The organism is Streptomyces sp. WELS2, assembly GCF_013870595.1.
Lineage (GTDB): Bacteria > Actinomycetota > Actinomycetes > Streptomycetales > Streptomycetaceae > Streptomyces.
The window spans coordinates 17,686-31,241 of record NZ_JACBWZ010000008.1; the positions used below are offsets into that span (position 1 = coordinate 17,686).

Consider the following 13,556-nt stretch of genomic DNA (forward strand, 5'->3'; position numbering starts at 1 on the left):
CGCCGACCGGGCGGGTCACCTCAGCCCTTCCAGCCGCTCCCGGACCTCCCGCACCCCCTCACCGTCCATCAGCTCACGCAGCACGATGACTCTCTCCAGCTCCCGCACCGCCGCGTCGGTGTCGCCGGCGGACACCAGGACATCAGCGAAGAGCATCCGTACCTTGTCCTCGTTGGGCCAGTTCTCCTGTTCGCGGTAGATGTCCGAGGCCTGCCGGTACAGGGTGATGGCCTCGTCCCGTTCGGAACGGGCCAGGTGCACCTTGGCCAGGGTGAACAGCACATCGGCCAGGCCGCTGCGCTCCGTCGTGCGCTCCACCACGCCCAGGGCGTCGGCGCACCGACGGAGCGCCTGCTCGTGCTCGCCCCGGTCGAGGTCGATCGCGCCGAGAACGTTCAGAACAGCCGCCTCCCCGACCCGGTCGGACACCTCCCGGCACAAATCCAGTGCGCGGCCGAGCACTTCCTCCGCTCCCGTCCGGTCGCCCTGCTTGCGCAGGGTGAGTCCGAGCCGGTGCAGCGTACGGGCCAGACTCAGCCGGCCTTCCGTGCTGCGGTCCTCCTCGCTGAGCCGGACGGCCCTGCGCAGGTTGCCCACAGCCAAGTCGTACTCACCGAGCCGCCAGTAGGTCCCTGCCAGCGACCGGTGGACCATGGCGCGATCGACCGGGCCGGCGACGGTTTCCGCCGCCTCGGCGGCGTACCGGAGGTTCTGCCGCGCATCATCGAGCAGGCGGCGGCGCCACTGGTAGGTGACCAGCGCCATCGGAAGCAGCCACACGTACCGGTCGATACGCCGATTGATCGCCAAGTGAATGCCTCGCTGGACGGCGGGGTACTCCTCGTCCAGGAACGCCATCGCCTCCGCGAGGTCCGCGGGTTCGGCGACCCTGACCGCTCCGGGCTCGCCGGTGGGCAGGGTGCGTTCGCGGTCGAGCACCCGGTCGCAGGCGCGGACGTTGTGCAACTGGTGGTCCAGCACCTGTCGTACGGTCGCCCGCTCGATCTCCGCGTCCTCTCCGTCCGGCACCGGCCGCACGTGCCGAAGGGCGAAGGCCCGCACGAGGTCGTGCAGCCCGTAGCGGTCGCCGTGATGTTCCACCAGGTTCGCCGCCACGAGGTCCACCAGGGCCCGGTCGGTACGCGTCCCTTCGTCCACTGCCCGCCCCAGATCCATCACCGCCTCCCAGGAAGCGCTGGGCCCGGGGTGGACGGCGAGCTGCCACAGCAGCAGCCGGGCTTCCTCGTTCAGCACGCGCACGGAGCAGTTGAGCGCGGCGCGGACCGACAGTTCGTGCTCGGGCAGGTCCAGGGTGTCCAGCTTCGCCCGCTCCAGCTCCTTCTCCATCTCCCGCACCAGGGCAGGGAGGGTGTGCAGCGGACGCGCACCGACCTCCAAGAGCCGGGCCACCACCACGAGGGCCAATGGCAGCCGACCGCAGAGGTGGACCAGCTTGCTGAAGGGCACGGCGTGCTTGGCCCGGTCCTCGGCCGACACTTTCTCCTGGAGTACCTCCAGGGCGTCCGCTTCGTGCAGCGGCTCCATCTTGCGGAACAGCACCTTTCTCTCGGACTGCAGCCGCAAGAGGTCGTTACGACTGGTGACGATCACGGCGCAGGTACCGTCTCCGGGAAGCAGCGGCAGCACCTGCTGGGCGCTGAGCGCGTCGTCGAGGACGATGAGCACCGACCGGTGGGCCAGCGCCGACCGCAGCGCGTTGCTCTTGCTCTCCGTTCCGGTCACCGTGGTGTAGGGCGGCAGCGCGGCCAGAAAGCCGTCCAGGATCTCGTCCGGTTCGGCGGGCCGCACGTCTCCGTCGGCGAATCCGTTCAGTTCGCCGCGCAGCACCCCGTCGGGAAACCGCTCCCGCAGCCGACCGGCGAGGTTCTCGGCCACCGTGGTCTTCCCGACGCCCGCCATGCCACTGATCAGGACCAGCGCCAGATTGCCGGCGTCCTGTTCCTCGCACACGGCCTCGAAGAGGTCACCGATCAGCTCGTCCTGCCCGATCGGCTTGCGCCTGCCGCCGGGCAACTGGTCGGGGACGGGGGGCAGGAGCGCCCCGCCCGGCCGGCGGCCCTCTCCCCGGACCTGGTCGATGGCGCTCTGTACATCGGCGTCCGCTCTTCCGTTGCGCTTCTCCCACTTCTTGATGAGCCGCTCACGTCGGGACTCCGGCAGGTCTGCGTGGGCGAGCAGGTAGAACCGGAAGATTTTGGGCAGTTCCGGCGCGCGCTCGAACCATTTCTCCGTCTCCTCGCGCAGCCACTTGACCTCCATGGACTTGTGGGCTGCGTCCAGCCGCGCGTACACGGCGGCCATCAACTCGGCCCGTAGCTCCTCCCGACGCAAGTGGAAGCCGGTCTCGGACAGTCCGTGCAGCGGTTCGTCCTCGCCGTTCCACTCCTCCAAGGCCGCGCCGAGCAGTTCGAACTGCGCTTTACAGGTCAGCCCCTCGGCCTGCTTCACCTTTTCGCGAAAACGAAGCAGGTCGACGTCTCCCACCGGGACGCGGAGCGTGCAGTAACCCGACTTGCCGCTATGGGGCACGGACTCCCGGCCCAGCCGCTTCCGCAGGTCGGCGACGACACGGTCAACCCGGACGCCGACATCCTCGTCGCCCTCCCAGAGGACCTCGGCTATCTCCTTCCTGGTACACCGGCAGCCCGGTGAGGTCACCAGGAGGGCGAACAGGGCCGCCACCTTCGACCCTTCGACCACCCTTCTGCCGTCGTCCCCTTCCGCTCGCACCGGGCCCAGCACGTACCCCTCCATCGCCTTCCCCCTCACCGCGCCGCAGTCAGCTATCCGGCCCCTCGCCGGCGCTGCTTCATCTGTGCGCCGCGCTGTGCCGCTTCACACGCGCTCGCTTCTTCACGCCCCCCGGGGACTCAGTTATCCCTCAGTTTTCGCTCTGCGGTCCCGGTTCACCTCCGGGCACGATGGCACCAGCCGCTCGCAGAAGCACGAAACGGCGGCTCAGCCATCCACCGACTCATCAGAGAGGAACCGCGAACCCGATGAACAGCCGTCAGCGCAACCGCCGGGCAGCCCGTCTGCGCCAGTCCCCCGACTGGCCGCCGAGCCGCCGCCGGCGGGCGGCCGTCCGGACCGAGGACACCACCCCGGCGACCCCGCCCACCGAGGCGCCGGACACCTCGTCCTCCGAGACCGCCTGAGCGCAACAGTTCGTGGGTGCCCGTTCTGTACGGGCACCCACCAGCCTCGCGAACTTCGTCACCGGCGAACTCGCGGCCTGGCTGCCGCGCTTGCTACCGCTCGTGGTCAAAGGCGGCGTTACCTGGCCGAGAAGACCACTACCGCATGCTCACGCATCAAAGTGAGGCTGGTGGGACTCGTCTCCGCTTGACGCGGATATGAGGCGGTACGTCCCCACCACAGGACACACCTCGTCCAGCATCTCGGTATCTCCAGCACCTCCGGACTCAGGTCTCCGCAGTCCAAAGAGAGGACATTTCCTGATGTATCCACCGCACAGCAGTGCGTTCGCCTTGGTGAGGCGGCACTTCGACGATCCCCGGACCAGTGACGCGGTCTTCGTGCTCGTCCCCACGGACTCCGACGAGGCTGATCCGGTCCGGCTGACCGCCGCCGAGACGCACGAGACCTTGTACGGCCCCGGCTCCGACCCTCAGTTCGCCAACGTGGTCTGGAAGGAGGTCATCCGCACGGCGCAGAGCGACCTGACTCCAGACAGCACGGGGAAACTCCTGGCGATCTGGCTGGCCCTGCCCCGGTTGACGGGGACGGTCCACCGGGTCTGCACGCGCCTGCGGGCCGACCGGTCGGACGTGGAGGCCGAGATGGTCCTGGCTCTCCTGGAGAAGCTGGCGGATCGGGACGGCGCGAGCTGTCTCACCGACTCCTCCCTGCTGCACGCGGCGCGCGCCAGGGCGTGGCATCTCGCCCGGGAAGGGCTGCGGGAGCTTGCCTCCACCCAGATCGAACGCATCACCGAAGAGCACGCTCTCACTGCGTCCGGCGAGGAGGCGGACACTCCGGCGGCGGAGAGCCTGGACGTACGGGTCGACCGTCCGGACGGCCCGGACGGGCTGTGCGCACCGCTGCGTTTCCGGGTGCGCCCCGAGCATCTGCGCCGACAGGGAATCTTCATCGACACCGACGACGGGTCGCAGGACCGTTCGGCGGGTCACAGCCCCGGGAAGAGGCGACGGCCCGGGCGCCGCGCGGACACCCGGCCGGTCCGCCCTGCGGGGAGGCGAGGGTGAAGGACCCGGCAGAGGGCCGCCTCAGTTTCACGGAGATGTTCGACCTGCCCGTCGCAGTGGACCTGCGCACGGCGGCCCGAGCACTCGGAATCGGCTCGACGACCGCGTACCGGCTGATCCGCGAGCACGAGTTCCCCTGCCCCGTCCTCCGCATCGGACGTAGGTACAGGATTCCGACCACCGAACTGATGCGCGCCCTGGGGATCGAGGACCGCCCGCTGTACAGCGTGGACCCGGAAGAGGACACGGACGATCCGAGCGTCGGCTTCTGACGGTATCCAACGTGCGGCTCCGTGGCATCGGCCACGGAGCCGCACGGCCCTGCCTCCTACGACGGGCCGTTCGCCGCCGACGTGCGCCGCACGGTTCTCCACGGCTGCTCGGCAATCGGTGGGCGAAGGGATGCCCCTCTTTCTTCGCCGAGCGGTTCGGCGGCCGACAGCCCTGGCGCGTCGGCCAGTTCGTGAACGCGCCGGCGCTCACCGACCCGAGCTACGGCGAGCACGCCCGTCAACCCCGAACCTGCCAGTGAGCCGTCGCCGCACGCTTCGGCGCCCGCGTCACGATCGCCTCGCCCGGCCGGGGCGCGGATCTGAACGGCCCGGCGGCCCAGCCCTACGCACCGCTCGCCACGACCGCCTTCGGGGGGATGACCCCGAAGGTCCTCGTCGTCATGGGCACGAAGGACTGGCACCCACCCGATCTTCTCCGACCGTCAGGACTGGGGAAGCGACGCCTACACGGCGTCTCCTGCACCAAAGACCAGGTTGGACAACTTCGACGACGCGGAGCACGGACTGGGTCGCATCCCGGCCTTCGACGCTGCCGAGGCCACCGACGAGCACCCCGACCGCGTCACCGCCGCGCGAGCCCTCGTCCGGGCGCACCTGCGCGCCCAAGTTGTCCCCTCAGGAACCGGACTGGTACCGGGCCACCGCGGTCCGCGCATCAGCTCCCACTGCTCCCGGTCCCGCTTCGTGAAGCCGTCGGGCGTGACGTCGTGCCCTGGCGCCTTCAGTTCCAGGAAGCCGGTGATGCGTCCCGATGTCTCCACCGCGTAGTCCGGACGCACCCGGGCATCGGGCAAGGGAGACTCAGGATCAAGAACTCAACTTCCAGCGCGCCCCGAATGTTTACACCAGCTTCGCCACTCCGAGGTTGAGGCTTCCGATATTCGAGCGTCATCCGAGCGTCAAAAAATCTGCATTGCGCATCGATCCATCACCGCGAGACCCACGCCGGCCCTCGAACCTACAGCTCAGAGCGTTCTGCACAAGCGAACCCCAGTCGACGCAATCCGCGAGCGAAAACAGGTCGAGTTGACCACCTGAAATGCAAAACGACAGGTCAGCGACCCTTCTCGGCAGGCTCAAGGATGGCGACGCACTCCACATGATGCGTCATAGGAAACAGATCGAACGCCCGCAGCGTCCGCACCCGGTAGCCGCCCTCGCGGAAGTACCCCAGGTCCCGGGCCAGCGCGGCGGGGTCGCAGGCGACGTAGGCGATGCGGCGGGCGCCGAGGGTGGAGAGGTGGGCGACCGTCTTGCGGCCGGCGCCCGCCCTCGGGGGGTCGAGGACGACGAGGTCGACCTCCGTGATGCCGGTGCGCGGCAGGACCGACTCGACCTTGCCCTGCTCGATGCGGACCCGAGGGAAGTCGGCCAGGTTGTGCCGGGCGTCCTCCACCGCCCGCTTACCCGACTCGATGCCGAGGACCGCGCCCTGCTCGCCGAGGCGGTCGGCGAGGGCGCCGGCGAAGAGGCCGACACCGCAGTAGAGGTCCAGGGCCATCTCGCCCTTGCGCGGCAGCAGGCCCTGCATCACCGCTGTCACCAGCGTGTCCGCCGCCTTCGGGTGGACCTGCCAGAAACCGCCGCCGCCGACCCGGTACGTACGGCCGTCCGCGCGCTCGCGCACGAAGGGCCGGCCGTGGACGCGGTGCACACCGCCGGACTTCTCGTCCACCCGCAGGACCGACACCGGCCGGTCGAGCTGGACCAGCGGCAGGCGGGCGCCGGGGCGCGGGGTGAGGACCACCTGGCGGTCCTGCGAGCCGGTCGCCGCGATGGCCTCGACCGACTCCATGCCGGCCCAGTCCCGCTTCTCGATGCCCAGCTCGCTCACGCCCGCCGCCGCGATCATGCAGTGGTCGATCGGCTCGACCTCGTGCGAGCGGTGGCGGCGCAGACCTGCTTTGCCCGTGGCGGCGTCCACCGCGTACTGCACCCGCGTGCGCCACTGCGGTACCTGGCCGGCGGGCAGCTTGTCGCCCTCGGCCGGGACCACCGTGCCGTCCCAGCCCGCCTCCTCCGGGGTGAGGCCGGCCAGCCGCAGGAGCTGTTCGGCGATCACGTCGGCCTTGAGGCGGCGCTGGGCGCCCGGCTTGGCGTGCTGCCAGTCGCAGCCGCCGCAGCGGCCGGGGCCGGCGAAGGGGCAGGGGGCCTCGATGCGGTCCTTGGACGGCTCCAGGATCCGTACGGCGTCCGCGCGCAGGAACCGCGCGCCCTCCTCGCCCTCGGTCACCCGGGCCACCACCCGCTCGCCGGGCAGCGCGTGCCGGACGAACAGCACCTGGCCCTCGGACGTACGGGCGATGCAGTGGCCGCCGTGGGCGACGGGGCCGACCTCGACCTCGTACTCCTCACCCACCAGAGACACCGGAGACTTGGTCGGTTCTGCCTGCATGGTGGGGTGACTCCAGATCGAAGAGAGGGGAAGAGAAGGGGAAGGAGGACGGTGGCGGTCGGCCGACGGTCGACAGCCCACCAGTCTACGGCCTTCCTCAGTCCTTCCCCGACGGCTCCTTGGGCCGCTCCACGGCCGGGCCCCGGCGGACCGCGCCCGGCGCGTTCCATTCCTGACGCTTGCGGGCGCGGGCCCGGGCGGCTTCGGAGGAGGCGAGCTGGTAGGGGACGGAGGTGACCATCACGCCGGGCGTGAACAGCAGGCGGCCCTTCAGGCGCAGGGCGCTCTGGTTGTGCAGCAGGTGCTCGTACCAGTGGCCGACCACGTACTCGGGGATGATCACGGAGATCGCGTCGCGCGGCGACTCCTTGCGCAGGCTCTTGACGTACTCGATCACCGGGCGGGTGATCTCCCGGTACGGCGAGTCCAGCACCTTCAGCGGTACGTCGATCCCGCGCCGCTCCCACTCCTCGCGCAGTGCCTTGGTCTCGGCCGGGTCGACGTTGACGGTCAGCGCCTCCAGGGTGTCCGAGCGCATCAGCCTGGCGTAGGCCAGGGCGCGCAGCGTGGGCCGGTGGATCTTGGAGATGAGGACGACGGAGTGGACCCGGGAGGGGCGGACCATGTCGTCGCTCGGGCCCTCGGGCGCGGCGATCTCCTCGGCGACCCGGTCGTAGTGCTTCCGGATCGCGGTCATCGTCGCGTAGAAGATGCACATGCCGAGCAGGGCCACCCAGGCGCCGTGCGTGAACTTGGTGACCAGCACGACCACCAGCACCAGGCCGGTGAAGAAGGCGCCGAACGCGTTGATCGCGCGGGAGCGGACCATGTGGCTGCGCTTGGCCGGGTCCTTCTCGGCGGCGAGGTGGCGGTTCCAGTGCCGGACCATGCCGGTCTGGCTGAGCGTGAAGGACACGAACACGCCGACGATGTACAGCTGGATCAGGCGGGTGGAGTCGGCGCCGTAGATGAACACCAGCAGCGTGGCCGCGCCGGCGAGCAGCACGATGCCGTTGGAGAAGGCGAGCCGGTCGCCGCGGGTGTGCAGCTGGCGCGGCAGGTAGCGGTCCTGGGCGAGGATCGAGCCGAGCAGCGGGAAGCCGTTGTACGCCGTGTTGGCGGCCAGGAACAGCACCAGTGCGGTGGCGGCGGCGAGCAGGATGAACAGGAAGCTGCCCTTGCCGAAGACGGCCTCGGCGACCTGGGAGATCACCGGGTTCTGGACGTAGTCGGGGCCGACCGGGACGCCGTGGTGCAGCAGGTCGGTGGCCGGGGTCTCGGCCATGCGGACCTTCGTCGTCATCGCGAGGGCGATGATGCCGCAGAACATGGTGACGGCGAGCAGACCCATCATCGCGAGCGTGTTCGCCGCGTTCTTCGACTTGGGCTTGCGGAAGGCCGGGACGCCGTTGGAGATCGCCTCGACGCCGGTGAGGGCCGCGCAGCCGGAGGAGAAGGCGCGCAGCAGCAGGAAGACCAGCGCGAAGCCGGCGAGGCCCTGGTGCTCGGCCTTGATGTGGTAGTCGGCGGTGGGGGCGCGCATGGTGTCGCCGAGGACCAGGCCCCGGAAGGCGCCCCAGAGGATCATGATGAAGACGCCGCCGACGAAGACGTACGTCGGGATGGCGAAGAGCTTGCCGGACTCCTTGACGCCGCGCAGGTTCATCAGCGTCAGCAGCACGATCACGGCGACCGCGCAGAGCACCTTGTGCTCGACCACGAAGGGGACCGCGGAGCCGAGGTTCTCGATACCGGAGGAGATGGAGACGGCGACGGTCAGGACGTAGTCCACCAGCAGCGCGCTGGCCACGGTGAGCCCGGCCTGGGGGCCGAGGTTGGTGGTGGCGACCTCGTAGTCGCCGCCGCCGCTCGGGTAGGCGTGCACGTTCTGCCGGTAGGAGGCGACCACGGTGAACATCAGCACGACGACCGCGACGGCGATCCAGGGGCTGAAGTGGTACGCCGACACGCCCGCGATGGACAGGACCAGCAGGACCTCCCCCGGCGCGTAGGCGACGGAGGACAGCGGGTCGGAGGCGAAGACGGGGAGTGCGATGCGCTTCGGCAGCAGGGTTTCCCCCAGCCGGTCACTGCGCAGTGCGCGCCCGATCAGGATCCGTTTGGGCACGTCGGTCAGTTTGGACACGAGAGAGGATCGTAAGCCTTCGATCTGGCACCCGCCCACCCGGCGTGCGGTATCTGCCTCACGAGTGAAATCGGGGGCACGCGGAACTTCGGAATCCGTGGGGGCGGGTGCCCGCCGTGCGCGGGGGCAAACCCCGCCTGTCGTCGCACTCCGGGGGCCGTCCGGGCGCGTCCGCGGGGCTGATCGGGGCACCGTCCGTCCCGTCCGGCCTCGGAATCCAGACCCCGTGGGCGTGCTCAGTATCACTCGCCTGGGCACTCGCCGGCGGCTCGCTCCGTGCCGGGCAGGGGGGCGTGGTGCGCGTGGCGCCCGTGTGTAGCTTTGGGCCTCTGTCTGAGACCCTGATGCTTGAGCAGTAACTTTTGGACACCGGAAGGACGGTCGTGCACATCGTCATCATGGGCTGCGGAAGAGTGGGTTCCGCTCTTGCCCAGACCCTGGAGCAACAGGGCCACACGGTCGCCGTGATCGACCAGGACCCCACCGCCTTCCGCCGGCTCGGCCCCGGCTTCGGGGGCCGTCGGGTCACCGGCGTCGGCTTCGACCAGGACACCCTGCGCGAGGCGGGCATCGAGGAGGCCGGCGCCTTCGCCGCGGTCTCCAGCGGTGACAACTCCAACATCATCTCCGCGCGCGTGGCCCGCGAGATGTTCGGCGTTCAGAACGTGGCGGCCCGCATCTACGACCCCCGGCGCGCCGAGGTCTACCAGCGGCTGGGCATCCCCACCGTGGCCACGGTCCGCTGGACCGCCGACCAGATGCTGCGCCGGCTGCTGCCCTCGGGCGCCGAGCCGCTGTGGCGCGACCCCACCGGCGGGGTCCAGCTCGCCGAGGTGCACGCCTCCCCGAAGTGGGTCGGTCACAAGATCAGCGAGCTCCAGGAGGAGACGGGCGTCCGGGTGGCGTTCCTGACCCGGCTGGGCGAGGCGGTCCTGCCCACCTCCCAGACGGTGCTGCAGGAGGGCGACCTCGTGCACGTGATGATGCGGACGGACGACGTGGACAAGGTCGAGGCGGCGTTCGCCGCCGGCCCGGAAGAGGAGGGCGGTCACTGATGAGGGTCGCCATTGCCGGTGCCGGCGCGGTCGGCCGCTCGATCGCGGGCGAGCTGCTGGAGAACGGCCACGAGGTCCTGCTGATCGACAAGGCGCCGACCGCCATCTCGGTCGAGCGCGTACCCCAGGCGGAGTGGCTGCTCGCCGACGCCTGTGAGATCACCTCCCTGGACGAGGCGGCGCTCCAGCGCTGCAACGTCGTGATCGCCGCGACCGGCGACGACAAGGTGAACCTGGTCGTCTCGCTGCTGGCGAAGACCGAGTACGGCGTGCCGCGCGTCGTCGCCCGGGTGAACAACCCCAAGAACGAGTGGCTGTTCAACGAGGCCTGGGGCGTGGACGTGGCCGTGTCCACCCCGCGGCTGATGTCCGCCCTGGTCGAGGAGGCGGTGAGCGTCGGCGACCTGGTCCGGCTGCTGCGCTTCAGCCACGGCGACGCCAACCTGGTGGAGCTGACCCTGCCCGAGGAGTCGGCGCTGGCCGGCACCCAGGTCGGGGACGTGGAGTGGCCCCAGGACACCTCCCTGGTGACGATCATCCGCGGTACCCGGGTGCTGACCCCCTCCAAGGAGGACTCCCTGGAGCCGGGCGACGAGCTGCTGTTCGTGGCCGCCCAGGCCCGGGAGGAGCAGCTGGAGGAACTGCTGTCGGTGCGGCGCGAGAGCTGAGCCGCGGCATACGGAAGGGCGCCCTTGGTGACAAGGGCGCCCTTCGTCGTCGTACGACGGCCGCTCACGCGTCCCGGCGGTGCCGTCCGCCGTTCGGCTCGCCGGCCTCGGCCACGGCCGGGGTCTCGGCGGCCGGGGCGGCCTTGCGCTCCTTCTCGGCCTGCTCCGCCTTCTCCTGCGCCTCCATCTCCGCGAACACGTCGATGGGCGCGGGTGCCTTCGCGAGGAAGACCCAGGTCAGCCAGACCGCGAGCAGGAACGGCGGGATCTTCAGGGCGACCAGGACCCAGCCGAGCTGGGCGGTGTCGGCCCACCAGTACAGCGGGAAGAGGATCGCGCACTTGGCGAGCAGGATCAGGCCCCACGCCCAGCTCGCCTTGGTGTAGGCCTTCTTGCGGCCGGGGTTGCGGGTGCGCCAGGAGAGGTTCTCCTTGAAGACCGGGCCCAGGATGAGGCCGATCAGGGGCACCCCGGCGAGCGCGGTGACCAGGTACGCCACCGCCAGGCCGAGCGTGTAGAGCATGCCGGGGAGGTAGAAGTCCTTGGCGTTGCCGGTGAACATCGCGAAGACGACACCGAAGGCCACGCCGAAGACACCGCTGAAGGCGTGCTTGACCGTGTCCCGCATGGCCAGCCGGACCACGACGAGCACCAGGGAGACCGCCAGGGCGGCGATCGCGGACAGGTGCAGGTCCTTGTCGATGGTGAAGATCGCGACGAAGAGCAGGCCCGGCACGACCGTCTCGACCATGCCGCGGACCCCGCCGAAGGCCTCGAAGAGCGCCGCCTCGGTCACCGCGCGGGCGTCTTGGGGCTCAGTCTGGTCGGTGTCTTCGGTCGGCTTGTCGAGGGACGTCACCGGCTACTCCCGTCCGAGGGGTCGCAGTTCGTATTTCGGGTTGAACAGCACCCGGCGGCCCCGGCTCATCGAGATCCGGCCCGATGCGATCAGCCTGCGCCCCGGTTCGATCCCGACGATGGAGCGCCTGCCGAGCCACACGACGTCCAGCGCGGCGGAGCCGTCGAAGAGCTCGGCCTCCAGGGCCGGGACTCCGGCGCGCGGGCGCAGGGTGACCGTGCGCAAGGTACCAGTTACGGTGACGATCTGCCGGTCGTGGCAGTCGCCTATCTTGGTGCAGCCTGCCGTCTCGGCGTCTTCGCGCAGCTCCTCGGACTCCAGGTCCTCCTGCGACGAGGAGAGCCGGTCGAGCATGCGCCGGAACCGGCCGGCCGGCTTTTCCGAACGAGGAACAGCAGTCATATGTGAAGCGTACCGGGGCCGCCGACAGGGCCGACAGGGCGCCGGGAGCGCCCGCCGGCTCACTTCTCGAACCGGTACCCCATCCCCGGTTCCGTGATGAAGTGCCTCGGATGCGACGGGTCGGCCTCCAGCTTGCGCCGCAGCTGGGCCATGTACACCCGCAGGTAGTTGGTCTCGGTGCCGTACGACGGTCCCCACACCTCCCGCAGCAGCTGCTTCTGGCCGACGAGGCGGCCGGTGTTGCGCACCAGCACCTCCAGCAGGTGCCACTCGGTCGGGGTGAGCCGGACGTCCTTGCCGTCGCGGTGGACCTTCTTCGCGGCGAGGTCGACGGTGAAGCCCTCGGTCTCCACGGTCGTCAGGTCGTCCTCGCCCGGCCCGGCCGGCTCGGCCCGGCGCACCGCGGCCCGCAGCCGGGCCAGCAGCTCGTCCATGCCGAACGGCTTGGTCACGTAGTCGTCGGCGCCCGCGTCCAGCGCCTCCACCTTCTCGTCGGAGGAGTGCCGGGCGGACAGCACCAGGATCGGCACCCGGGTCCAGCCGCGCAGGCCGCGGATCACCTCCACGCCGTCCATGTCGGGCAGGCCCAGGTCGAGGACGACCACGTCGGGGTGGCGGGAGGCGGCGAGTTCGAGGGCGGTCCTGCCGTCGGGGGCCGCGTCCACCTCGTACGCGCGTGCCTTGAGGTTGATCACGAGGGCGCGCACGATCTGCGGCTCGTCGTCGACCACGAGCACCCGGGTCATATGGTGTGCCTTTCGGGTTCGGTACGGAACTCCCCGGCGGGGAGCGGCTCGGGGCGCGGTCCCGCCGCGCACAGGCTCAGCACCATGGTGAGCCCGCCGCCCGGGGTGTCCTCAGCGGTGAGGGTGCCGCCCATGGCCTCGGCGAAGCCCCGGGCGACCGCGAGGCCGAGCCCGACACCGGCGCCGCGCGGAGCGTCGCCGTAGCGCTGGAAGGGCTCGAAGATCCGCTCCTTGGCCTCGTCCGGCACGCCCGGCCCGCGGTCCACCACGCGCACCTCGACCCGGTCGGCGATGGCGCTCGCGGCCACCAGGACGCGCCGCCCGGGGGGACTGTACTTGACGGCGTTCTCCACCAGGTTGGCCACCGACCGCTCCAGCAGCCCGGGGTCCACGGCGACCATCGGCAGCGTCTCGGGCACGTCCAGGACGACGCTGTCCTCCGGCACCCCGCCCAGGGCCATCGGTACGACCTCGTCCACGTCGATCTCGCGGATCAGCGGCGTGACCGTGCCGGTCTGGAGGCGGGACATGTCGAGGAGGTTGCCCACGAGGTGGTCGAGCCGGTCGGCGCCGTCCTCGATGCCCTTCAGCAGCTCGGCCCGGTCCTCCTCGGACCAGGCCACGTCGTCGGAGCGCAGGGAGGACACGGCGGCCTTGATGCCGGCCAGCGGGGTGCGCAGATCGTGGCTGACGGCGGCCAGCAGGGCGGTGCGGATGCGGTTGCCCTCGGCGAGCGCGCGGG

The 13,556-nt window shown here is 70.4% G+C and carries 12 protein-coding genes; 5 read left to right on the plus strand and 7 right to left on the minus strand.

All coding sequences use genetic code 11. The features are described from left to right. Nucleotides 1-15 precede the first annotated feature (15 nt). Nucleotides 16-2,775 (minus strand): tetratricopeptide repeat protein, encoded by a 2,760-nt coding sequence (locus tag H5J33_RS01245; protein ID WP_181792864.1) that lies wholly within the window; start codon nt 2,773-2,775, stop codon nt 16-18. A gap of 245 nt (nt 2,776-3,020) precedes the next feature. On the opposite strand from H5J33_RS01245, the gene H5J33_RS01250 reads away from it, so the two are divergent. The 3 genes from H5J33_RS01250 to H5J33_RS01260 all read left to right on the plus strand — a co-directional run bounded on the left by H5J33_RS01250 (nt 3,021) and on the right by H5J33_RS01260 (nt 4,522). Then, complete coding sequence (locus H5J33_RS01250; protein WP_157854403.1) at nt 3,021-3,179, plus strand: hypothetical protein; 159 nt, start codon at nt 3,021-3,023, stop codon at nt 3,177-3,179. 336 nt (nt 3,180-3,515) lie between these two features. Beyond that, complete coding sequence (locus tag H5J33_RS01255) at nt 3,516-4,250, plus strand: hypothetical protein (protein ID WP_181792866.1); 735 nt, start codon at nt 3,516-3,518, stop codon at nt 4,248-4,250. Nucleotides 4,251-4,285: 35 nt separating this feature from the next. Beyond that, nucleotides 4,286-4,522 carry a helix-turn-helix domain-containing protein gene (locus H5J33_RS01260; RefSeq protein WP_181792875.1) on the plus strand — a complete coding sequence of 79 codons (237 nt, stop codon included), beginning with the start codon at nt 4,286-4,288 and terminating at the stop codon, nt 4,520-4,522. Nucleotides 4,523-5,597: 1,075 nt separating this feature from the next. On the opposite strand, the gene H5J33_RS01265 is transcribed toward H5J33_RS01260, so the two are convergent. Both H5J33_RS01265 and H5J33_RS01270 read right to left on the minus strand, forming a co-directional pair. Beyond that, nucleotides 5,598-6,938, minus strand: coding sequence for a class I SAM-dependent RNA methyltransferase (locus tag H5J33_RS01265; protein ID WP_181792867.1), 1,341 nt, complete (start codon nt 6,936-6,938; stop codon nt 5,598-5,600). Between the two features lie 97 nt (nt 6,939-7,035). Further along, nucleotides 7,036-9,084 carry an APC family permease gene (locus tag H5J33_RS01270; RefSeq protein WP_181792868.1) on the minus strand — a complete coding sequence of 683 codons (2,049 nt, stop codon included), beginning with the start codon at nt 9,082-9,084 and terminating at the stop codon, nt 7,036-7,038. A gap of 383 nt (nt 9,085-9,467) precedes the next feature. Here H5J33_RS01270 and H5J33_RS01275 point away from each other — a divergent pair, with 383 nt between their 5' ends. Then, nucleotides 9,468-10,139, plus strand: coding sequence for a TrkA family potassium uptake protein (locus H5J33_RS01275; RefSeq protein ID WP_181792869.1), 672 nt, complete (start codon nt 9,468-9,470; stop codon nt 10,137-10,139). After that, nucleotides 10,139-10,807, plus strand: coding sequence for a TrkA family potassium uptake protein (locus tag H5J33_RS01280; protein WP_030609167.1), 669 nt, complete (start codon nt 10,139-10,141; stop codon nt 10,805-10,807). Before H5J33_RS01275 ends, H5J33_RS01280 begins: the two co-directional genes overlap by 1 nt. A 64-nt stretch (nt 10,808-10,871) precedes the next feature. On the opposite strand, the gene H5J33_RS01285 is transcribed toward H5J33_RS01280, so the two are convergent. From H5J33_RS01285 to H5J33_RS01300, 4 genes are all read right to left on the minus strand, one after another. After that, nucleotides 10,872-11,666 (minus strand): DUF3159 domain-containing protein, encoded by a 795-nt coding sequence (locus H5J33_RS01285; RefSeq protein WP_181792870.1) that lies wholly within the window; start codon nt 11,664-11,666, stop codon nt 10,872-10,874. A gap of 3 nt (nt 11,667-11,669) precedes the next feature. Continuing rightward, on the minus strand, nt 11,670-12,068 hold the full coding sequence (locus H5J33_RS01290; protein WP_181792871.1) for an OB-fold nucleic acid binding domain-containing protein: 399 nt from the start codon (nt 12,066-12,068) through the stop codon (nt 11,670-11,672). A gap of 59 nt (nt 12,069-12,127) precedes the next feature. Beyond that, nucleotides 12,128-12,814 (minus strand): response regulator, encoded by a 687-nt coding sequence (locus H5J33_RS01295; protein WP_181792873.1) that lies wholly within the window; start codon nt 12,812-12,814, stop codon nt 12,128-12,130. Next, nucleotides 12,811-13,556: sensor histidine kinase KdpD (locus H5J33_RS01300; RefSeq protein WP_258564799.1), on the minus strand; the 746-nt coding region annotated here is incomplete at its 5' end. The genes H5J33_RS01300 and H5J33_RS01295, both read right to left, overlap by 4 nt.